Source organism: Arthrobacter sp. NQ7, from assembly GCF_029581595.2.
Taxonomy (GTDB): domain Bacteria; phylum Actinomycetota; class Actinomycetes; order Actinomycetales; family Micrococcaceae; genus Arthrobacter; species Arthrobacter phenanthrenivorans_B.
Window position 1 is genome coordinate 102,651 of the sequence record NZ_JARFXU020000003.1, and the last position, 21,800, is coordinate 124,450.

Below are 21,800 nucleotides of genomic sequence, written 5' to 3' on the forward strand. Positions count from 1 at the left end.
CCGGGCCGGAACGGCCAACGGCCGGGCGGCGCGAAAGATGCGCCACCCGGCCGTTGTGCGTTTTTGGCTGTCCGGCAGCCCGTCCGTCAGGCCTTGGCCGGCGAAGCGGGAACCGTCTTGTCTGCGGCCCCGGCGCGGCGCTGCTGCACGCGCCTCGCCTGCCTGACCAGGTCCGGTTCGCCCTGGCGCAGCCAGGCATACATGGGGGCTGCGACGAAGATGGTGGCGGCCGTACCGATCAGGATCCCGACAAAGAGGGCCAGGGACAGGTCGCGCAGGGTTCCGGCGCCGAGGAGGCCGGCACCGATGAAGAGGATGGCCCCCACCGGAAGGATGGCCACCATCATGGTGTTGATGGACCGAACCAGCGTCTGGTTGACGGCGAGGTTGACTTCCTCAGCGAAGGTCCGCCGCGTGGATGCGTCGATCCCGGAGGTGTTTTCGCGGATCTTGTCGAAGACCACCACGGTGTCGTACAGCGAATAGCTGAGGACGGTGAGGAAGCCGATGATCGCCGACGGCGTGACCTCGAAGTCGCTGAGGGCATACACCCCGGCGGTGATGAACATGGTCACGGCCATGCCGGCAAGCGCTGAAAGGGACATCTTCCAGGTGCGGAAGTACAGGGCCATCAGCAGGGCCGCCAGCAGCACGAACACCGCCAGGCCGATCAGGGCCTGCTTGGTCACGTCGGCACCCCAGGTGGGACCGACGAAGGTGGAGGTGACCTCGTTGTCCGTGACGCCGTAGGCGCCGGTGAGGCCCTGCTTGATGCGGAGCGTCTCATCGTCGGTCAGCTTGTCCGTCTGGATCCGCATGGTGTTGCCCGCAACGTTCGCCACGCGGGGCACGCTCCCGGACACAACGTCCGTGACGGCCTTCTCGCCGATTCCGGCATCCGTGGTCTTAACGTTGGACACCGTAAATTCGGAGCCGCCACGGAACTCGATGCCGAGGTTGAAGCCGCCCTTAGCGACCGGAATGAGGATGGACAGCGCCACCCCCACCGCGGCGATGATGAACCAGATCTTCTTGGCTCCTACGAAGTCGTAGGAACGCTTACCGGTGTAGAGCTCGTTGCCGAATGTGGCGAAGCCTGACATTACTTGTTCTCCTTACCGGAGGTCTTGGACGATCCGGCCAGCTGTTCCTGCTTTTCCGCCATGCGCCGTTCCGCGATCGTCATGCGGCGTTCGGCCTCGGCCGCGGCGCCTGCATTCTTGGTACGGACAGCCACAGGCCGGTCCTCCGGGGTACGGACCCGTCCGGCGCCGCGGTACAACGGCACGGCACCCAGGCGTTCGGGATCCAGCCCGGAGAACTTGTGGCCTTCACCGAAGAACCGGGTGCGGGCCAGCAGCTGCAGCGTGGGGTGGGTGAACATGAACACCACGATGAGGTCGGCGATGGCTGTCAGGCCCAGCGTGAACGCGAAGCCACGAACGTTGCCCACCGCCACGAAGTACAGGACGAGGGCGGCCAGGAGGTTGACGGCCTTGGAAGCGAGGACGGTGCGTTTGGCCCGCTTCCAGCCGTTCTCGACGGCGGACACCAGCCCCCGGCCTTCACGGAGCTCGTCACGGATGCGTTCGAAGTAGACGATGAACGAATCGGCAGTTTGGCCGATGGCCACGATGATGCCGGCCACGCCTGCCAGGGACAGGCGGTAGTTTTCGGTCCAGCCCAGGATCGCGATGGCGAGGTAGGTCAGTGCGCCGGCCACCACCAGCGAGGCAATGGTAACGAAGCCGAGGGCCCGGTACTGGAACAGCGAGTAAACCACCACGAGCAGGAGTCCGATCAGGCCTGCCAGCAGCCCCATGCGCAGCTGTTCGCCACCGAGCGTGGCGGAAATCTGCTGTTCGCTCTGGATGTCGAAACTGATGGGCAGCGCGCCGAACTTCAGCTGGTCGGAGAGGGCCTTGGCGGTCTGCTCGGTGAAGCCGCCCGTGATCTGCGGACGGCCGTCAGTGATCACGGCCAGGGCGCGCGGCGCGGAAATGACCTGGTCGTCCAGCACGATGGCGAACTGGGCCTTGGGGTCGGTGCCCGACTCGCCGCCTGCCGCCACGTAGAACTGGTTCAGGCGCTCCGTGACCTCTTTGAACTTGGCTGTGCCGTCGGCGTCGAACTGGATGTTGACGGCCCAGTCATTGGTGACAGCACCCTGGGCACCCTGCTGCAACTGGAAGGACGAGGTGACGATGTTGGTGCCCTTCACCTCCACCGGGCCAAGGATGTACTTGATGGCCGGGGACTTGGCGGTGGCAGGTTCGCAGGTCACCAGAGGCTTGGCGGGATCTGAGCGTTCGGACTTTTCAGCCGCGGGGCTGTTGCAGTCCAGCGCCTCGAACTGCTTGTAGATCTCCGGGGTGATCCAGTTGGTGTCGCTGCTGTTGGCCGGCTGTGCTGTGGGCTTGGGCAGCTGGTCCTCGGGGGTCTGCGATTCCGGCGGAACAGCCGCACCGTCACCGTTAAGGAGGACGGGCCGGAAGTTCATGTCCGCGGACGCCTGGATCAGGTTCCGGGTTTCGGCGGAGGGGGTACCCGGGAGGCTGACCACCACGTTGCGCCCGGACTGGGTGCTGATTTCCGCTTCCGAGACGCCGGAGCCGTCAACGCGCTGGCGGATGATCGCCACAGCCTGGTTGAGCTGCTGTTCGTTGATGTCCGAACCGCCCTCGACCTTTGGAGCCAGGATCATCTGGGTTCCGCCCTCTAGGTCGAGGGCCAGTTTGGGTGCCCAGCTGGCCTGCCCGGCGATGGTTCCGCCGGCCAGGACGGCGGTGAGCGCTGCCAGGAGTACACCGAGCCAGACCAGGACGCGGAGTCCTGGTTTTTTGCGGCCAGTTCGTGCCATTGTCGATCTTTCTCTTATTCGCGGAGGAACCGCCGGCGCGGGCTGCTGCCTGCGCCGGCGGTGGTCCGCGGCGGTAGAGGGAGGAAAGGGGCCAGCGGGCCTAGCTGTCCTTCTTGCCCTCGTCGTTGAGGCGCTTCAGGGTCTCTTCGGGAGTCTCGACGCCGGCGGCGTTGCTCCCGGTTTCCGGCGTGGTCAGCGAGGAGGCGTCGTCCGGTACCACAGGCGAAGCCGCGGCGGTTTCGGGTGCGGTCTCCGCTGCAGGCTCCACGATCTTGGTGACTGCCTGGCGGTGCACAGTGGCGAGGTTGCCGGGGGAAAGTTCAAGGGTGACCTTGTTCTCGGCTTCGTCGATGTCGACGATGCGGCCGAAGAGGCCAAAGCTGGTCATGACCTCCACGCCCGGGCCAAACTTCGACTGGAGCTCTGCCTGCTGCTGCTGCGTCTTCTTGTTGCGGCGGAACATCATGAAGATGAACACGCCGAGCATGACGAACAGGAGAATTGACATTGGATCCAAGGGGGAATTCCGTTCTTTAGCGTGGTGAAGCTGGTTTACCAGCGACGTGGGCCTCGCTTCGGCCGGGGTGGGCTGGTGGCGCAGGCGCAAAGCCTTGCGTGCCGTTCCCCAAGCGACGGGGGCATCGGGGCCACCCGCGAAACAAAGACCCGAACGTGCCGGGCGTCATACCAGTCTAAAGGGAAAAGCTGAAGGGAGCCTGCTATTGGCTCTCCGGCGCCCACTCCCCCGCCAGGGAGCCGTCCCCGCCGGGTTCGAAAAGGTCCAGCTGCTCCTGCGCGAAGACACCCTGGGGGATGGCGTAGCCCAGATGCGTCCAGGCCGGGGCCAGCGCGATCCTGCCGCGGGGGGTGCGGCCCAGCAGGCCCTCCCGGACCAGGAACGGCTCGGCCACCGTTTCAACGGTTTCGGTTTCTTCGCCGACGGCGATGGCCAGGGTGGAGAGCCCCACCGGACCGCCGCCGAACTTGGTGATCAGGGCGTCCAGCACGGCCCGGTCCAGCCGGTCCAGCCCCTTCTTGTCCACTTCGTACATGTCCAGGGCAGCCGAGGCCGACCTGGCGTCGATTTGGTCGATGCCATGCACCAGCGCCCAGTCGCGGACGCGGCGGAGAAGGCGGTTGGCGATGCGGGGAGTGCCGCGGGACCGGCCGGCGATTTCGGCGAAGCCGGCGGAATTGACTTTGAGGTCCAGCAGCCCCGCAGAGCGCCGCAGGACCAGTTCCAGCTCGGGGACGGAGTAGAACTCAAGGTGCCCGGTGAAGCCGAACCGGTCGCGCAGCGGTCCCGGCAGCAAGCCTGCCCGGGTGGTGGCCCCCACCAGTGTGAACGGCGGCAGTTCGAGCGGAATGGCGGTCGCACCGGCGCCCTTGCCCACGACGATGTCCACGCGGAAGTCTTCCATGGCCATGTACAGCATTTCCTCGGCAGGCCGGGACATGCGGTGGATCTCGTCGAGGAAGAGGACCTCGCCCTCGGACAAGGAGGACAGGATGGCCGCGAGGTCGCCGGCGTGCTGGATGGCGGGTCCGCTGCTGAGGCGCAGCGGAGCGTTCATCTCTGCGGCAACGATCATGGCCAGGGTGGTTTTGCCCAGGCCCGGCGGACCGGAAAACAGTACATGGTCCGCGGTGCGGCCGCGCATCCGCGAGGCCTGCAGTACAAGCGAGAGCTGCTTGCGGACCCGATGCTGGCCGACGAAGTCGTCGAGGTTCTTGGGCCGCAGGGCAGCCTCAATGGCGCGTTCCTCCGGCTCCTCCCCCGCGGCGACCAGTGACGGTTCAGCCACGGGTGCCTACACGGTTGCCGGCCCGGGCGCCGTCCTGCCCGAGCCACCGGAGGGTGGTCCGCAGGATCTCGGGAACGTTGCCGCGGAATGAGACTTCGGGTTCGTCGGCCAGTGCTTTGTCGATGCTGGCCGAGGCGTCCTTTTCGGACCACCCCAGGCTGGTCATGGCCGCCACTACCTGCGGCTTCCAGGCAGCTTCGGCGGCCGTGGCGGCACCGGCGGCCGGTGCGGTTCCCTGCGGCACCAGCTTTCCGGCCAGTTCCAGCACGATCCTGCCGGCAACCTTGGGCCCGATCCCGGGAACCTTGGTGAAGGTCTTGCTGTCCCCCGTGTGCGCCGCGACCCGGACCGCTTCGGGGTCGTGGACGGCGAGGACCGCGAGGGCCAGCCGGGGGCCGACGCCGCTGACACTCAGCAGGACGTCAAAAACCTCGCGTTCGTCGTCCGTGGCAAAGCCAAAAAGCGTCAGCGAGTCCTCACGGACAATCAGCGACGTGAACAGTTGGCCTTCCTCCCCCACGCGCAGCCTGCCGAGCGTCTGGGGGGTGGCGAAGACACTCATGCCCGCACCGTTGAGGTCGATCACGGCCGTGGACAGGCCAACATGCGCTACTGTTCCGCGGAGGAAACTGATCAAGGCCGGGCTCCCGTTATACCGCCGGGCCCAGGATGAGGCCGGCTATCCGAACATATCTACGAATACCCTAGCAAGCAGCCAGGACAATCAGCGTGCGCGGCGCGCCTTGGCCTCCGCCTCGGCCCACGCGCGCTGGGCGGGAGTCAGCGAGGAACTGCCGGGGCCGGTGGTGGCCACCGCAGCGCCGCTGCCGGCCCGCCATGCGTGTGTAATGGCCAGCGCCAGGGCGTCAGCGGCGTCGGCCGGCCGCGGCGGAGCGTCAAGGCGGAGGATCTTGGTGACCAGCTTGGTCACCGCGTCCTTATTCGAAGACCCGCTTCCGGTCACGGCGGCCTTGACTTCCGACGGCGTGTGCAGCGCCACCGGGATTCCGCGGCGGGCCGCCGCCGCGATCACCACGCCGGAGGCCTGGGCGACGCCCATCACGGTGCTGACGTTAAGTTGCGAAAAAACGCGTTCGACGGCGAGCACTTCCGGTTCGTAGCGGTCCAGCCACTCGTCGATGGCGGTGGCGATCACCAGCAGGCGCCGGTCAAGGGTTTCGTCCGGCGAAGTCCCGACGACCCCGACCGCGACCATGGTGGCCCGCCGGTTCCGTTCGACATCCACCACGCCAATGCCGCAGCGGGTGAGACCGGGGTCCACGCCCAGGACACGAAGGCTCACCTGCGCCCCATCCAGGCCGGAGAAGACGTTTCCAGCCGCGGCAGCAGGTCAGCTGGCAAGGCCGGACGTCACTCGGATTCCAGGGCGGCCTGGACTTCGTCGCTGAAATCGGCGTTGCTGTAGACGTTCTGGACGTCGTCCAGGTCCTCGAGGGCGTCGGCCAGCTTCAGGAACTTACGGGCGCCGTCAACGTCCAGCTCCACCTGCATGGAGGGCACAAACTCCACCTCGTCGGTGTCGTACTCGATGCCGGCTTCCTTGAGTGCTTCCCGGATGGCCGGAAGGTCGCCCGGCTCGGAGTGGATCTCGAAGCTCTCGCCGTTGTCCTTGACTTCCTCCGCGCCGGCGTCGAGGACGGCCATCAGGACGTCGTCCTCGGCAAGGCCGTTCTTGGGCAGGTTCACCACGCCCTTGCGGGTAAAGAGGTAGCTGACGGACCCGGGGTCGGCGATGGTGCCGCCATTGCGGGAGATGGCCAGCCGCACTTCGGAGGCCGCCCGGTTCTTGTTGTCGGTGAGGCACTCGATCAGCAGGGCCGAGCCCTGCGGTCCGCGGGCCTCGTACATGATTTCGGTGTAATCAACCACTTCACCGGTGAGGCCGGCGCCGCGCTTGATGGCGCGGTCGATGTTGTCATTGGGGACCGAGGTCTTCTTGGCCTTGGTGACGGCAAGTTCCAGGCCGGGGTTGCCGGCGAGGTCCGGCCCACCCATGCGGGCGGCGACTTCGATGTTCTTGATCAGCTTGGCGAAGGACTTTGCACGCCTGGCGTCGATAACGGCTTTCTTGTGCTTGGTCGTCGCCCATTTGGAGTGGCCTGACATGCTTTACGCTTCTCCTCTGATCATTCGGATAAAAAGTTCATGTACGCGTTTCTCGCCGGTCACTTCCGGATGGAAGGAGGTGGCCAGCAGCTGGCCGGAACGCACTGCCACAATTCTAGCCGTCCCCGGGAGCGAGACAGCGTGGGACGCGTGGCCGGGGTCGGCAGGTTCGACCTGTGCAAGGACCTCGACGTCCGGACCCACCCGCTCCACCCATGGGCCGCGGATGAAGACGGCGTGCACAGGCTCAACACCGGATTCGGTGGCACTGAAGTCCAGCCCCTTGAAGTCCAGGTCGGTTTCAAAGGATTCGCGCTGCCGCCCGAAGGCATTGCGGCGGACGGTGATGTCCAGGCCGCCGAATGTCTGTTGCGGTGCACCGGACAGGTCAGTGGCCGGGTCGGCGATGTCCGAGGCCAGCAGGATCATGCCGGCGCAGGAGCCATAGACGGGCAGGCCCTCGGCAATGTACTTGCGCAAAGGGTCCGCGAGTTCGAAGGCACGGGCCAGCTTGTCGATGGTGGTGGATTCACCGCCGGGAATGATGAGGCCGTCCAGGCCGTCCAGCTCTTCCGGGCGGCGGACAGCCACGCCGTGCGCGCCGGTGGCTTCCGCGGCGCGCAGGTGCTCGCGGAAGTCTCCCTGGAGGGCCAGGACACCGACCCGCAGGCCTGAGCCCACGCCCGCGGCAGCGGCAGAAGGGGGATTTGTCATCCCTCCAGCATACGGGTCCGGTACCGCTGGCCGGTGCGGCGGACCGGCAGCCGGCAAAGGTTGCATGCCGCTGCTGGGATATATTCAAAACATGGTCTTCTTCAGTGTTCCGCTCGGCAAGCTGGTCCGCGGGGTGTCCCGGCTGCGGGGCGGCGGGTCCGCACTTCCCGGCCTGGTGGTCGAAAAAATCGATCCCGGCTTCATGCGGCGCACGCTCACCACACTGCCGCATGGGGTTGCCGTGGTCAGCGGCACGAACGGAAAGACCACCACCACCAAGATGGTGGTGGAGCTGCTGGAAAGCCAGGGACTGAAGGTCTTCACCAACCGCACCGGCAGCAATTTCACCCGCGGCGTGGCGGCGGCCCTCCTGGGTGAGGTGGACTGGCGCGGCAGGCTGGATGCGGATGTTGCAGTCCTCGAACTCGACGAAGCCCACGCCGTCCATTTCGTCAACAGCGTCCCGCCCCGGTACTGCCTGCTCCTCAACGTCCTGCGCGACCAGCTGGACCGCTTCGGCGAGATCGACAAGACCGCACAACTGCTGCAGCACATTGCCGCCAAGACCACCGGAACTGTGGTCCTGAACCGCGAGGACCCGCGGGTTGCCCGGATCGCGGACACGTTGACGGGACAGGACGTCAGGTACTTCGGCCTGGACGATTCCCTGCTGGCCACCTTTCCGAACGACGACGAGATGCGGGCCGCTCCGGGCAGCCCCGCCCCGGCGGGACTGCCCGCAAAGCCGCCTGCCGACGTCGTCCTCCGCAAAGTCGGCGCGGACAGCGCGGAATTCGAGTACGACGGCGGTACGGTCACCACGGCGATGAAGCTGCGCGGGGTTTACAACATCTTTAACGCGGCTGCCGCGCTGACGCTGGCCCGCAGCATCTGCGGCGGAGGCGCCGCCACCGCCAACCACGAGACCCTGCTGCACGCACTCTCCCAGGTGGCTCCCGCCTTTGGCCGCGGCGAAAGCCTGACGGTGGACGGCCAGCCTCTGGACCTGGTGCTCGTCAAGAACCCCAGCGGTTTCCGGCTGGGGCTGAAGTCCTTCCCCGCCGGCGGCTACGCCACCATGATCGCCATCAACGACAACTACGCCGACGGCCGGGACATGTCGTGGCTCTGGGACGTCGAATTCGATTCCCTCCGCGACGGCGGGGTGGATACGCTCACGGGCTCGCGCGCCTATGACATGGCCCTGCGGCTGCAGTACGACGAAGTCCCCGTCGGTGCCGTGGACACCGACATCCCTGATGCCCTTGCCGCCTTCATCCGGGAGGGGCAGGGCAAGCCCAAGCGGATTTTCTGCACCTACACGGCGATGCTGGCCATCCGGCGTGAACTGTCCAAAATCACCACCGTGGAGGTTGTCTCGTGAATCCGGCAGAAGCGGCGATGGCGGGCGGCCAGTCGAAAGGCACCCTCCGCGTGGTGCAGCTGTACCCGCGGGATATGAACATCTACGGCGACTGGGGCAATGCCCTGGTCCTGCAGCGGCGCATCCAGTGGCACGGGTACACCCCCGAACTGCTCGAATACAACGTGGGTGATCCCTTCCCCGCGGACGTCGACATCATCGTTGGCGGCGGCGGGCAGGACAGCGGACAGCTGGTCATCCAGGACGACCTGCAGGCCCGGGCGGGCGACCTCAAGGAGTTGGCCGAGGACGGTGCACCGATGCTGCTGATCTGCGGCCTGTACCAGCTTTTCGGCCGGTTCTTCAAGACCCGGACCGGCTCCGTGATTCCCGGCATCGGCGTCCTTGACGTGGAAACCCACGGCACCGATGAGCGGCTGATCGGCAACGTCAAGGTGGCCACCGAGGAATTCGGCGAGGTCCTTGGATACGAAAACCACAGCGGCCAGACGACGCTGGGCACCGGCGTGCGGCCCCTTGGCACGGTGGCCAAGGGAACGGGCAACAACAGCAGCGACGGCCATGAAGGTGCCCGCTACCGCAACATCGTTGCCAGCTACCTGCACGGCTCCCTGCTGCCCAAGAACCCCGCCATCGCAGACTTCCTCATCCGCACGGCCGCGGAACGCAAGTTCGGAAGCTTCTCTCCCGGCACCCCTGACGACAGCTTCGCCGTCCTGGCCCGGGAGCACGCGGCGCGCCGCCCCCGCTGACGCCGCCGGGTCACCGCCACTGGAAATACTCCCGGTGGATGTTGGCCCTGCGGACCCCCGCTGCCGGGAAGGCTTTGCGGAACTGCCGCAGCATCGCATCGGGGCCGCCCATGAACACGGACAGCAGCCGCGGCTCGGTACCGGTTGCAGCCAGCACCGCCTCGGGTGTCAGCCGCCCGCCCGCCGCGGTATCCACCCAATGGACCCTAAGCCTGGGCTGGCTTTTGGCGGCGGCGGCGATCTCGCCGGCAAAGGGGGACGGGCCCGCGGACGTGACGAAGAAGTGGACATCCTCCTGCAGTTCTCCGTCCAGCGCCCGGAGCCAACCCAGGAAGGGCGTAATGCCTACCCCGCCGGCGATCCAGACCTGGTGGGCCGTGCCGTGGTGGCGGTCGAACCGGCCGTACGGGCCGCCCACCACAGCCGGCATCCCGGGCTGGACCACGTCCGGGAGCCTGGTGGTGTGGTCGCCCAGGGCCTTGACCGTGATGCTGATCCCGCCCTCCGGTGCAGGTCCTGAAATGGAGAACGGGTGCCGCTGCCAGCCGTCCGCTGTTTCCAGGTAGACCATGGCGAACTGGCCGGGCTTGAACTGAAGGGGGCGGCCCAGGGGGCGCAGTGCCACCTCCACCAGGTCCGCCGCGACCGGCCGGACTGCTGACACCTGGTAGTCGTGGTGTAGCAGGAAATGCCTCGCCAGCAGTTCGCGGTAGGCGTAGAACCCGAGGCCTGTCCCGCCGATGGCCACGTAGCTCCATCGAAGGGCAGGCACAGCCTCAAACGCGCTGGCATCGAGCAGGCCGTGCAGGAATCCGGCGGCCAGGAAGAGCCCCGTCAGCCGGTGGAAGCCCCGCCACCGTTCGTAGCCGCCCAGCAACCGTGCCGCCAGCTGCACGGGCCGGGTGGCAAGCGACGCCAGGACGACACGCCGGGCGGGCGCGGGGAGCATGGTCCGCCAGCGTGGCAGGACGGCCCACACCACCAGTGCTGCGAGTCCGCAGACGGCCACCACGGCAAGTGTCTTTCCCAGGCTTGTTGCATCCGGGTTGGAGGCAAGTTCGAGGTGTGGCAGCAGCAGGATGGTCGCCGTTACCGCTGCCCGGCGGTGCCAGATGGCGGCATGGTCGATGCCGCCAAAGATCGGTTCGACGTGGGGAAGGGTGCTGATGAGGACCATCGCGATCGAGTAAAGCAGCACGGACTCACCACCGAGGAGCTGCCCGGCATGCCCCAGGACCGGTTCACCCGCGGGACGCACCAGGAACCAAAAGATGCCATACGCGCCCACCAGCACCACAACTGCGGCCGGCCCCACCCAGCGGAACGGCATTCCCAGGATGGTGGTTACCGGCGTCGTGCCCTCTTTGGCCATCCCAGCGTCCCTTCATCGTGCCGGCCCGTTCGCCTCCCTGCCGGAAGGCGCCGCGCGGTCCGCGACGGGCCGCCTAGCCGTAATTGTAGGGATGCTTGCTGGGAACACGGCCGGGTTTCCTTCGTTGAGATGGCTGCCCGGCTGTGAAAGGTTTAGCCCATGACGAACCCCCTTCTCGCCGCCAGTCCCCTGCCCTACGGCCTTCCTCCCTTCGAAGGCCTGGCCGTGGAGCAATACCGTGAAGCCTTCGACGCCGGACTGTCCGCACACGTGGAGGAGATCCGGGCCATCACCGGAAACCCGGAGCCGGCAACGTTCCGGAACACGGCCCTCGCAATGGAAAATTCGGGGCAGCTGTTGAACCGGGCCGCCGCAGCATTCTTCACCCTGGTCTCGGCGGATGCGTCCCCGCAGATCCGGGAACTGGAAACCGAGCTGTCGCCCCGCCTCTCGGCGCACCAGGATGAGGTGTTCCTGAACCGTGCCCTGTACGGGCGTTTTGCCGCGCTCAGCACTGATGGCTGCGATCCTGAATCCGTGCGCCTGGTGGACGAGTACCTCAAGGAGTTCCGGCAGTCCGGCATCCAGCTGGACGAACCTGACCAGGAGCGGCTCCGCGCCATCAACGCCGAACTGGCCCGCCTGGGCACCGAGTTCGGCCAGCGGGTCAAGGAGGGAATGAAATCTGCCGCGCTCCTGCTGGAGGACGGCGCAGACCTGGCGGGCCTGCCGGCCGGCGATGTGGCCAAGGCCGCGGAAGCGGCCCGCGCCGCCGGGCATGGCCAGGGATACCTGCTCTCCCTGGTCCAGCCCGGCAACCAGCCGGCCCTTGCCGCGCTGGAAAACCGGGATGTCCGCCGCCGCCTCTTCGAAGCATCGGTGGCCCGCGGTACCGGTGGCGGCAGCCTGGACGTCCTGGACCTCGCTATCGACATGGCCAGGCTCCGGGCGGAAAAGGCCCAGCTGCTGGGTTTCGCCAACTTCGCGGAACTGGTGGCGGACCGCCAGACAGCGCCGGACTTCCAGGCGGTGGGAACCGTGCTGAACCGGATGGCGCCGGCGGCGGTCCGCAACGCAGACGCCGAGGCCGCAGCTTTGGCAAAGGTTGCCGGACACCCGCTGGAGCCATGGGACTGGGCCTATTACTCGGCAAAGGTGCGGCGGGAGAAGTACGACGTCGACGAGCAGGCGCTCCGACCGTACTTCGAACTGGAACGCGTCATCACCGACGGCGTGTTCTTCGCGGCCACAGCGCTGTACGGGATCACGTTCCAGGAGCGGACAGACCTCCACGGCTACCACCCGGACGTCCGCATCTGGGAAGTCCGCAACGGGGACGGCACGGAGCTGGGTCTGTTCCTGGGCGACTACTATGCCCGGGAATCGAAGCGGGGCGGCGCCTGGATGAACTCGCTGGTGGACCAGTCGGCGCTGCTGGGCACCCGGCCCGTGGTGATCAACACGCTCAACATTTCCAAGCCGCCCGCCGGTGAACCGACCCTGCTGACCCTGGACGAGCTCCGGACGCTCTTCCACGAGTTCGGCCATGCACTGCATGGCCTGCTCTCCGACGTCACCTATCCCCGCTTTTCCGGCACGGCCGTTCCGCGGGACTTTGTCGAATACCCGTCGCAGGTCAACGAGATGTGGATCATGTGGCCCGAGGTGGTGGCCAATTACGCCCGCCATCACGTCACCGGCGAGCCGCTTCCCCAGGACATCGTGGACCGACTGGAAGAGTCCCGCCTGTGGGGTGAAGGCTTTGCCACCACCGAGTACCTGGGCGCCGCCCTGCTTGATCTGGCCTGGCACACCCTGGAGCCTGGCACCATCCCGGAAGACGCCCTGGAGTTTGAGGCCAAGGCCCTGGCCGCCGCGGGAATCGCCCACCCGCTGATTCCACCGCGCTACCGCACGGGGTACTTCCAGCACATCTTCTCGGGGGCGGGATATGCGGCAGGCTACTACTCGTACATTTGGAGCGAGGTCCTGGACGCGGAGACCGTGGACTGGTTCAAGGAGAACGGTGGCCTCACCAGAACCAACGGGGAACGGTTCCGGCAGGAGCTCCTCTCCCGCGGCAACAGCCGCGACCCGCTGGAATCCTTCCGCATCTTGAGGGGCCGCGAAGCCGGCCTCGAGCCGCTGCTCAAGCGCCGGGGCTTGGAGTAACCCCATCGATTGCAGAGCACTTGTCGTTCAGAGCCCCGAAAACGACGTTTACGGAGCAACCGATTTAAGAGAACGACGCCGGTCCCCCACCAGAGAAGGCGGGGAACCGGCGTCGTAATTACTAGCTGGCGACAATTGCACGTAACTCTCTTGGCTTAATAAGAGAGACTGCAGAGGCTCCATGAAGGAGGCGCGCCGGCGCCGAGTTTATGGAGAGGCAGTCGAACGGCAGAGGATCAGCGCCGCCAGGCGCCAGAAGGCGCCACAAGGAGAGAGTTACCAGCCGCGCTCGGCCAGGCGGTGCGGCTGGGGGATCTCGTCGACGTTGATGCCCACCATGGCTTCGCCCAGGCCGCGGGAGGCCTTGGCGATGACGTCGGGGTCGTCGTAGAAGGTGGTGGCCTTCACGACGGCGGCGGCGCGCTGGGCGGGGTTGCCGGACTTGAAGATGCCGGAGCCGACGAAGACGCCGTCGGCGCCGAGCTGCATCATCATGGCCGCGTCAGCGGGGGTGGCGATGCCACCGGCGGTGAACAGCACCACGGGAAGCTTGCCGGCAGCGGCGACTTCCTTGACCAGTTCGTACGGGGCCTGCAGTTCCTTGGCCGCCACGTAGAGCTCGTCCTCGGGCAGCGAGGAGAGCTTGGCGATCTCGGAGCGGATCTTGCGCATGTGGCCGGTGGCGTTGGAGACGTCGCCGGTACCGGCCTCGCCCTTGGACCGGATCATGGCCGCACCTTCGTTGATGCGGCGCAGGGCCTCACCGAGGTTGGTGGCGCCGCAGACGAAGGGGACGGTGAAGTTCCACTTGTCGATGTGGTTGACGTAGTCGGCCGGGGTGAGGACCTCCGACTCGTCGATGTAGTCGACGCCGAGGGACTGCAGCACCTGGGCCTCGACGAAGTGGCCGATGCGGGCCTTGGCCATGACCGGGATGGACACTGCGTCGATGATCTGGTCGATCATGTCCGGATCGGACATCCGGGACACGCCGCCCTGGGCGCGGATATCGGCCGGAACGCGTTCCAGCGCCATGACTGCCACGGCACCGGCGTCTTCGGCGATGCGGGCCTGCTCGACGTTGACGACGTCCATGATGACGCCGCCCTTGAGCATCTCGGCCATGCCGCGCTTCACGCGGCTGCTGCCCGTGACGCTGTTCGCGGACGAACCGGCCTCGTTGCTTACATCAGGTGTAGACACAAAAACCCCTATGGGTAGACAGATGATCTTCGCCGGGCATGCGGCGGCAGCTGCCGGGTGAGCACGCACGGATTGCCGGGTCCGTTGACCGGGCACTTATATACTAGTCCCCCGCCGGCCGGCCGGCTTAATCAGGCTTAATCAGCCGGAGTCGGTTCCGCCAGCGACTGCCGGCGTACCGAGATGACGCGCTGCACCACGGTGATGAGGCTTGCCGCGGCGAGGAGGACCAGCGTCACCAGGAGCACCACTGGCGGCAGGCCCAGGCCGGTCAGGCCGGTGACCACCAGGACGGAGACCAGGCGTTCGGCGCGCTCCGCGATTCCTACGTTGGCACTGAATCCCAGCGACTCCGCCTTGGCACGGGCGTAGGAGACGACCATTCCCAGGACGAGGCACAGTAGGGCTGCGACGGCGATGGCCGTGTTGTTTCCGCCGGTGAAGAACCAGACGGATACGCCGGCAAAAAGTGCCCCGTCCGCGATCCGGTCCAGGGTGGAGTCCAGGAAGTTGCCCCAGCGGCTCTTGACGTCCTGCATCCTGGCCATGATGCCGTCCAGGACGTCGGAGAAGATGAAGGCGGTGATGAACAGGGTGCCCCAGAAGAGCTGGCCCAGGGGGTAGAACACCAGGGCGCCGGCCGCGACCCCGGCAGTACCGAGGATGGTGACAGCGTCGGGCGATATACCGATTTTGAGGAGCCAGCGGGCCAGTGGGGTGAACAGCGCGGTGAAGAAGCCGCGGGCATGCCTATTCAGCATGCGACTCCCCGGGCCAGGCGTCGGCCACCTGCTGCCTGACCTCGTCAAGGGTCTGGGTGATGGCCTTGGTCTGGGCGATGATCGGGAAGAAGTTGCCGTCGCCGCCCCACCGGGGAACGATGTGCTGGTGGAGGTGGGCTGAGATCCCGGCCCCGCCAACGACGCCCTGGTTCATCCCGAGGTTGAAGCCGCCGGGGTTGGATACTTTGCGCAGCACCCGCATCGCCGTCTGGGTCAGCTCCGAGAACTCGGCTGTTTCTTCCACGGTGAGGTCTGTGTAATCGGGGATGTGCCGGTAGGGGCAGACCAGCAGGTGGCCGGGGTTGTACGGGAACAGGTTCAGCACCACGTAGCAGGTCCGGCCGCGGTGGACGATCAGTGCTTCTTCGTCCGTGCGGGCAGGACCTACGCAGAACGGGCAGTCATCCTGGTTCTTGAACTGGTGCTGCCCGCCCTTGATGTAGGCCATGCGGTGCGGAGTCCACAGGCGCTGGAAGGCGTCCGGGACACCGGCGAGGGCGAAATCGTCGGTAACGCCGGCATCGCCTGGATACCCTGCGCCTGTGTTCTCCTGCACTTGCTGCTTCCGTTCGGCTAGCTGGTCCGGTTGCGGACGGCGTCGGTAATCCGTTTCACTGCTTCGGCGACGGGCACCCCGTTGTCCTGGCTGCCGTCGCGGAAGCGGAAGGACACGGCGCCGGCTTCAGCGTCGTCGCCGCCGGCGATCAGCACGAACGGGATCTTGTCCTTGCTGGCGGTCCGGATTTTCTTGGGGAACCGGTCCGAGGACGTATCCACCTCGGCGCGGATGCCCTCGGCCTTGAGCTGGTCCACGACGTCGAACATGTACTCGTTGAACGCTTCCGCCACCGGGATGCCCACCACCTGGACCGGAGCCAGCCATGCGGGGAAGGCACCGGCGTAGTGCTCGGTGAGCACGCCCATGAAGCGCTCCACCGAGCCGAAGAGCGCACGGTGGATCATGACGGGCCGCTGCCGGCTGCCGTCGGCGGCCTGGAATTCCAGTTCGAAACGCTCGGGCAGGTTAAAGTCCAGCTGGATGGTGGACATCTGCCAGGTGCGTCCCAGCGCATCCTTGGCCTGGACGGAGATCTTGGGACCGTAGAAGGCCGCTCCGCCCGGGTCCGGCACAAGCTCCAGCCCGGACTCCTGGGCCACCTCCGCAAGGGTGCGCGTGGCCTCCTCCCAGGTGGCGTCGTCGCCGACGTACTTCTCGGGATCCTTGGTGGAGAGCTCGAGGTAGAAGTCGTTCAGCCCGTAGTCCTTGAGCAGGTCCAGGACGAAGGTGAGGGTCTTGGTGAGCTCGTCCTTCATCTGCTCGCGGGTGCAGTAAATGTGGGCATCATCCTGTGTCATGCCCCGGACCCGGGTGAGTCCGTGCACCACGCCGGACTTCTCGTAGCGGTAGACGGAACCGAATTCGAACAGCCGCAGGGGCAGTTCGCGGTAGGACCGGCCGCGGGAGCGGAAGATGAGGTTGTGCATGGGGCAGTTCATCGGCTTCAGGTAGTAGTCCTGGCCGGGCTTGCGCACGGTGCCGTCCTCGTTGAGTTCGGCGTCCACGTGCATGGCGGGGAACATGCCGTCCTTGTACCAGTCCAGGTGACCGGAGACCTCGTAGAGGTGGCCCTTGGTGATGTGCGGGGTGTAGACGAACTCGTAGCCGGCCTCGACGTGGCGCTGGCGTGAGTAGTCCTCCATCTCCTTGCGGATGATGCCGCCCTTGGGGTGGAAGACGGGCAGGCCGGAGCCGAGCTCGTCCGGGAAGGAGAACAGGTCCAGCTCAGAGCCCAGCTTGCGGTGGTCGCGGCGCTCTGCCTCGGCGATGCGTTCCTGGTAAGCCTTGAGGGCTTCCTTGGTGGGCCACGCGGTGCCATAGATGCGCTGCAGCTGCTGGTTCTTCTGGTTGCCCAACCAGTAGGCGGACGACGACCGCGTCAGGGCGAAGGCGTTGGAGATGAGTTTGGTGTTGGGCAGGTGCGGGCCGCGGCAAAGGTCGCACCAAACGGTGGCGCCTTCCTTGCGTTCCACGTTGTCGTAAATGGTGATGTCGCCGGCGCCGACCTCAACATTGACGCCTTCGCCGGCCTCGGCGGCATCGTTCTTTTTGCCCAGGAGCTCGAGTTTGTAGGGCTCGTTCTTCATGGCTTCGCGGGCCTCGTCCTCGCTGACCACGCGGCGGACGAACTTCTGGTTCTGGTTGATGATTTTCTGCATCATCTTTTCGAGGGTTTTGAGGTCCTCGGGGGTGAACGGTTCAGCGACGTCGAAGTCGAAATAGAAGCCGTCGGTGATGTAGGGGCCGATGCCAAGCTTGGCGTCCGGGCGCAGCTGCTGCACGGCCTGGGCCATGACGTGCGCGGTGGAGTGGCGCAGTACGTTCAGGCCGTCGGGCGAGTCAATGGTGACGCCTTCCACCTCGGCGCCTTCGGGAAGTTCCTGGTCCAGGTCCTTCAGCTCCCCGTTAACGCGGGCAACAACAACGTCACGGCGCTCAAAGAAGAGTTCCGCACCGGTGGTCCCGGTAGTCACCTTGGTCTCTTCGCCATCGACGAGAAGGGTGATCTGCTGGGCATCTGACACGGGTGTCTCCTATTCAATGTTTAGGCTTCATAGCTTGTGGCATACGGGGACCACAGCCAGCCACCGTCAATGCTATCGGTTCGGGTAAGGGCCGACCAACGCGGCACACGGCCGGGTTACCCGTTAAAGCCGGTGATGGCGAGTGTCCTGCTGATGCCGTCCAGCGGGTGCGGGCCGTCACCCGGGACCGGTGTGCCGGGCTCCGGGAAGGGCAGGGTCTCCGGCCTGGCAAGGTCCCACGCCATGCTTGCGCTGATGCTGATGCCCCGCGGGCCGGTCCTGCGGGTGGTGCCCCGGATCAGGAGCAGCCGTGTGCCAAACAGGAGCGGCCCGGCACTTTCCTGGGCTTCATGGAAAAAGACGGAATCGACGCAGCCGGTGCCGTCGTCGATGCTGATGAACACCACCCTCCGGCCGCCCCTCATCGGTGGAGTCTGGGTGGCCACCCGAACCCCCGCCACCAGGACTTCTGTGCCGTTCCGGAGGCTGAGGAGCTTGTCCGCCGTGGTGACGCCCAGCCGTTCGAGCAGGGGACGGTGGCTGTCCATGAGGTGGGTGCTGACGTCCACTGCCATCAGGTCCAGTTCGGCCCGGACGTTTTCCACCAGGGTGGGGGCGGGAAGACCTGGCTTGAGGTTGCGCAGTTCAATGTCCCCCAGGGGCAGGGACAGTTGCCCCTCCACCACATCTGTACCTTTGCGCGCCCCAGTGGAGGACTGCAGCTGCTGCAGGTGCTGGACCAGGTCTGCACGGTTGGCCGTACCCCCGGCTTCGCGGTGCAGGGAATCGAAGGCACCCAGCTGCGCCAGGCGGCGGATGCTTGGCCTGCTGAGCCGCGAGCGCGCCCGGAGGTCTGCCAGGGAGTCGAATGGCTGGCCGGCCACGATCCGCTTCAATTCTGCCGCGGACAACCCATAGATGCCGTTCAGGCTAAGCCTGATCCCCAGCCTTCCGGCATCCTTGCCTGACTCGACCCGCTCCACCCGGTATTCGGCCTTGCTCCTGTTGATGTCCAGGGGAAGGATGGGGATGCCAAGCCTTCGGGCTTCGGCCACCAGCAGGCGCTTGGGGTACATACCGGGGTCGTGCTCCCACAGGCCGGCCAGGAAGGCCTCGGGGTGGTGGGTCTTCAGCCAGGCTGACTGGTAGGTGGGAACGGCGAAAGCGGCACCATGGGCTTTGCAGAAGCCGAAACTCGCAAAAGACTTCAGCGTTCCCCAGACCTTGTCCACCACCTCAGGGGTGTATCCCTTGGCTTTGGCGTGGCGCCGGAAATATTCCTCCACCTGGGCTTCGCCGGCTTCGCTGCTCAAAGCCCTGCGGAATTCGTCGGCCTTGGCCAGTCCGCAGCCGGTCATGATGTCCAGGGTCTTCAGAATCTGTTCATGGAACACGGTGACACCGTGGGTTTCCTTCAGCACCGGTTTGAGGTCAGGGTGGGGATAGACCTCTGGGGCGAATCCGTGCCGGTGTTCCAGGAAGGGGCGCACCATGTCCGATTTCATGGGGCCCGGACGGAAGAGGGAAATATCGATGATGAGGTCGTTGAACTCCCGGGGGGCCATTTTGCCGATCAGCTCACGTTGGCCCGGGGATTCAATCTGGAAGCAACCAAGCGTGTGCGTGCTTCTGATCAGTTCATAGGTGGCTTCATCGTCGAGGGGAACGGCGTTGAGGTCAATCCGCCCATCGGCGGCGATGTAGTCGGGGCCTGAACCGTCAGGCCCTTGCGGGTGGTGGCCTGCCGCGACGACGTCCTTTTTGGTGGGGTGGATGCGGATGATCTCCCTGACGGCAAAGGCCATGGCACTTTGCATGCGGACACCCAGGACATCGAGTTTGAGCATGCCCATGGGGTCCATGTCATGTTTATCGAACTGGCTCATGGGCAGTCCGAGGCCGCTTGGCTGGACGGGAGTGCGGTCCAGGAGGGTGGCGTCGCCCAGGATCACGCCGCACGGATGCATGGAGATGTGGCGGGGCAGCCGGTCCAGCCGCTCGGTCAGGTCCACCAGCAGGTCGAGCTGTTGGTTTCCGTCGGCATCGCGCTGTTCCACCCGGCCGGCAAACTCCCGAAGCTCGGGTTTTTCCTGCAGCGCTTCACGGAACTTCCGGGCCGAAAACCGCCACAACTGCTTGGCGATCTCCCCCACCTCGCCGTCGTCCATGCCCAGGGCCAGTCCGGCATCACGCACAGCTCCCCGCGCCCGGTACCCGTTCTGCATGCTCATCAGGGTGACCCGCTCGCGGCCGAAACGCTCGAAAATCCTGCGGTAGACGTTGTGGCGTTCCGCGCTTTCGACGTCGATGTCAATGTCCGGGAGCGTGGCACGGTCATTGGAGAGAAACCGTTCAAAGATCAGGTCATGCTGGAGGGGGTTCACATGGCTGACCTCGATCAGGTAGTTGACCAGGCTGGATGCCCCGGATCCCCTGGCGGCGGCCCTGACGCCCATGTCCTGGATCATCCTGGATACTTCCGCCACGGTCAGGAAGTAGGAGGAGAACCCGAGGTTCCGGATGATGCGAAGCTCGTGGTCAAGCCGGGCCAGCATGTCCTGCTCCGGTTTGCCTGCCATCCCCGGAAACCGCCTGCCGATTCCGGCCTGGCAGCGCTGGATGAGCTCAATGTGCGGATCCTGGCTGATGCCTATGACTGATGCCTCCGGCACAACAGGCTGCTTCCAGCCCATGTCCGTGGCGGGATCGATCCGGCACAGATCGGCGAGCGCTTCCGTCTGCGCCATCAGCTGCCTGAGGTCGGCGGCACCGTAACCGGCAGCCGAAATGATTTCCCTTCCCAGGCCCAGCATCTGGTCCCCGGTCTTCAGCCACCCCTGGCCGGTGGGTTGCAGGAGCGGCTCACCTGCCAGTTCCGGGAGGGATTTCAAAGTGCGGGCAGAGTCCAGAACATCGGCGGTGGGGGCGCCGTCGGCGGCGCAGTACCGCACGGCGTTGGTAAGGATGGCGGGGACGTGGTGTTCCTCGGCAAGCCTCAACATACGGACAGCATGGGCTGTGCTGAAAGGCGACCCCGGCGCGCTGAGCTGGGAGACGATTTCGGCCACGACTGTCCCGGCGGGCATGGCATCCAGCCATTGCTTGAACAGGGTTCGGGGACGGAGGTAGCGCCGGCCGCCCATGGCCCGGCCGACGTCGGAATCGGGACCGAGCAGGACGGTCAGGACTGGCTTGAGGGTTTGGGGGTCGAGGGTCCGGGATGCGAGTTCGGCCCTGGTCACCGCCACGGGTACCGCTCCCCCGGCTTTACCGGAGGTCCTGGCGTGGGCATCGGAGACCAGGCGGCACAGCGCACGGTACCCGGCCCCGTTGTTGTGCCCGCGTGCAAGTACCACCACCCTGCCGGCAAGCTGGGTGCGGTGGTCGCCGTCGTCGTCAAATACTGCCAGGTCCACCCCGACGATGGGGTCGATGCCCGCAGCCATGCAGGCCTTGAGGTGCTTGATGGTGCCGTATAGCCCGTCACGGTCGGTACAGCCCAGGGCGGTGGCGCCGTCGGCGGCAGCTGCACTGGCCAGTTCTTCAGGCCAGGAGACTCCGTAGTGGGCGCTGAATGCAGTGGAGACGTGGAGGTGGGTGAAGCTCATGCTGTTCTGTGGTCGCGCCGGACAGGGCGGAGGGCATCATGTATCCGCAGCAGCCGCCAGCGGCCGCTGCGGAGATGGCGGGTCAGGTCAAGGGTGAGGGGCTCTTCGACTGCCGGCCCGGGTGCCGGCACACGCCGGGCCTTGGCGGGAAGAACCTGGACGCGCCAGATTTCGTGGTCCACCACACCCTGCCCGCTTCCGAGCGGAGCCCGGCTGTCTTCGGCCCACCACTGCCGGCGTTCGTACCAGCGGACAGGTTCGGCACAGACGGTGTAGGCCCTGCCCTGCCAGGTCAGGGATTCAGGCTGCCCTTCGGTGGAACACATCACGTCCACGGACTCGCTGAACATGCCCATGGCGCCTCCCGACGGTGATTTCCTCTGCTCATTCGAATAAGTGTTCGAATAAAACCAGTTTACGCCGGGCGGCCAGCAAAAC

Annotated in this window: 18 protein-coding genes; 3 read left to right on the forward strand and 15 right to left on the reverse strand. The window is 66.0% G+C overall.

All coding sequences use genetic code 11. From position 1 onward, the window contains the following. Positions 1-86: 86 nt before the first annotated feature. The 8 genes from secF to pdxT form a co-directional block, all read right to left on the reverse strand. Entirely contained in the window at positions 87-1,103 is a 1,017-nt protein-coding gene (secF, locus tag PUN71_RS05255; protein WP_277797584.1) for a protein translocase subunit SecF, read from the reverse strand. Beyond that, positions 1,103-2,860, reverse strand: coding sequence for a protein translocase subunit SecD (gene secD / locus PUN71_RS05260; protein ID WP_277797585.1), 1,758 nt, complete (start codon positions 2,858-2,860; stop codon positions 1,103-1,105). Before secD ends, secF begins: the two co-directional genes overlap by 1 nt. Positions 2,861-2,960: 100 nt before the next feature. Beyond that, positions 2,961-3,368, reverse strand: a complete 408-nt coding sequence (gene yajC / locus PUN71_RS05265; protein WP_052260281.1) for a preprotein translocase subunit YajC — start codon at positions 3,366-3,368, stop codon at positions 2,961-2,963. A gap of 211 nt (positions 3,369-3,579) precedes the next feature. Beyond that, positions 3,580-4,665, reverse strand: a complete 1,086-nt coding sequence (gene ruvB, locus PUN71_RS05270; protein ID WP_277797586.1) for a Holliday junction branch migration DNA helicase RuvB — start codon at positions 4,663-4,665, stop codon at positions 3,580-3,582. Continuing rightward, the gene (gene ruvA, locus PUN71_RS05275) at positions 4,658-5,302 is read right to left on the reverse strand and encodes a Holliday junction branch migration protein RuvA (RefSeq protein WP_277797587.1); all 645 of its coding nucleotides are present in this window, start codon (positions 5,300-5,302) and stop codon (positions 4,658-4,660) included. Before ruvA ends, ruvB begins: the two co-directional genes overlap by 8 nt. A gap of 87 nt (positions 5,303-5,389) precedes the next feature. Continuing rightward, complete coding sequence (ruvC, locus tag PUN71_RS05280; RefSeq protein ID WP_043454463.1) at positions 5,390-5,968, reverse strand: crossover junction endodeoxyribonuclease RuvC; 579 nt, start codon at positions 5,966-5,968, stop codon at positions 5,390-5,392. Positions 5,969-6,036: 68 nt separating this feature from the next. Further along, positions 6,037-6,792 (reverse strand): YebC/PmpR family DNA-binding transcriptional regulator, encoded by a 756-nt coding sequence (locus PUN71_RS05285; RefSeq protein WP_043454466.1) that lies wholly within the window; start codon positions 6,790-6,792, stop codon positions 6,037-6,039. Positions 6,793-6,795: 3 nt separating this feature from the next. Further along, positions 6,796-7,506, reverse strand: coding sequence for a pyridoxal 5'-phosphate synthase glutaminase subunit PdxT (gene pdxT / locus PUN71_RS05290; protein WP_277797588.1), 711 nt, complete (start codon positions 7,504-7,506; stop codon positions 6,796-6,798). A gap of 91 nt (positions 7,507-7,597) precedes the next feature. On the opposite strand from pdxT, the gene PUN71_RS05295 reads away from it, so the two are divergent. After that, on the forward strand, positions 7,598-8,890 hold the full coding sequence (locus tag PUN71_RS05295; RefSeq protein ID WP_277797589.1) for a MurT ligase domain-containing protein: 1,293 nt from the start codon (positions 7,598-7,600) through the stop codon (positions 8,888-8,890). Positions 8,891-8,907: 17 nt separating this feature from the next. Continuing rightward, positions 8,908-9,642 (forward strand): type 1 glutamine amidotransferase, encoded by a 735-nt coding sequence (locus PUN71_RS05300; RefSeq protein WP_277797721.1) that lies wholly within the window; start codon positions 8,908-8,910, stop codon positions 9,640-9,642. Positions 9,643-9,652: 10 nt separating this feature from the next. Here PUN71_RS05300 and PUN71_RS05305 read toward each other — a convergent pair whose 3' ends face one another. Continuing rightward, on the reverse strand, positions 9,653-11,014 hold the full coding sequence (locus PUN71_RS05305; RefSeq protein ID WP_277797590.1) for a ferredoxin reductase family protein: 1,362 nt from the start codon (positions 11,012-11,014) through the stop codon (positions 9,653-9,655). A gap of 159 nt (positions 11,015-11,173) precedes the next feature. Here PUN71_RS05305 and PUN71_RS05310 point away from each other — a divergent pair, with 159 nt between their 5' ends. Further along, on the forward strand, positions 11,174-13,186 hold the full coding sequence (locus PUN71_RS05310; protein WP_277797591.1) for a M3 family metallopeptidase: 2,013 nt from the start codon (positions 11,174-11,176) through the stop codon (positions 13,184-13,186). 276 nt (positions 13,187-13,462) lie between these two features. Here the strand turns inward: PUN71_RS05310 and pdxS are convergent, their stop codons facing one another. The 6 genes from pdxS to PUN71_RS05340 all read right to left on the reverse strand — a co-directional run bounded on the left by pdxS (position 13,463) and on the right by PUN71_RS05340 (position 21,718). Beyond that, positions 13,463-14,389: a pyridoxal 5'-phosphate synthase lyase subunit PdxS gene (gene pdxS / locus PUN71_RS05315; protein WP_043454486.1), complete on the reverse strand. Its 927-nt coding sequence runs from the start codon at positions 14,387-14,389 to the stop codon at positions 13,463-13,465. Between the two features lie 137 nt (positions 14,390-14,526). Then, the gene (gene pgsA / locus PUN71_RS05320) at positions 14,527-15,150 is read right to left on the reverse strand and encodes a phosphatidylinositol phosphate synthase (protein WP_277797592.1); all 624 of its coding nucleotides are present in this window, start codon (positions 15,148-15,150) and stop codon (positions 14,527-14,529) included. Continuing rightward, positions 15,140-15,727, reverse strand: a complete 588-nt coding sequence (locus PUN71_RS05325; protein WP_043454492.1) for an HIT family protein — start codon at positions 15,725-15,727, stop codon at positions 15,140-15,142. Before PUN71_RS05325 ends, pgsA begins: the two co-directional genes overlap by 11 nt. 17 nt (positions 15,728-15,744) lie before the next feature. Continuing rightward, positions 15,745-17,754: a threonine--tRNA ligase gene (gene thrS / locus PUN71_RS05330; RefSeq protein ID WP_277797593.1), complete on the reverse strand. Its 2,010-nt coding sequence runs from the start codon at positions 17,752-17,754 to the stop codon at positions 15,745-15,747. A gap of 116 nt (positions 17,755-17,870) precedes the next feature. Continuing rightward, the gene (locus PUN71_RS05335) at positions 17,871-21,362 is read right to left on the reverse strand and encodes a DNA polymerase III subunit alpha (protein WP_277797594.1); all 3,492 of its coding nucleotides are present in this window, start codon (positions 21,360-21,362) and stop codon (positions 17,871-17,873) included. After that, positions 21,359-21,718 carry a DUF6504 family protein gene (locus tag PUN71_RS05340; protein ID WP_277797595.1) on the reverse strand — a complete coding sequence of 120 codons (360 nt, stop codon included), beginning with the start codon at positions 21,716-21,718 and terminating at the stop codon, positions 21,359-21,361. The genes PUN71_RS05335 and PUN71_RS05340 overlap by 4 nt, the downstream gene beginning before the upstream one ends. Positions 21,719-21,800: the final 82 nt, after the last annotated feature.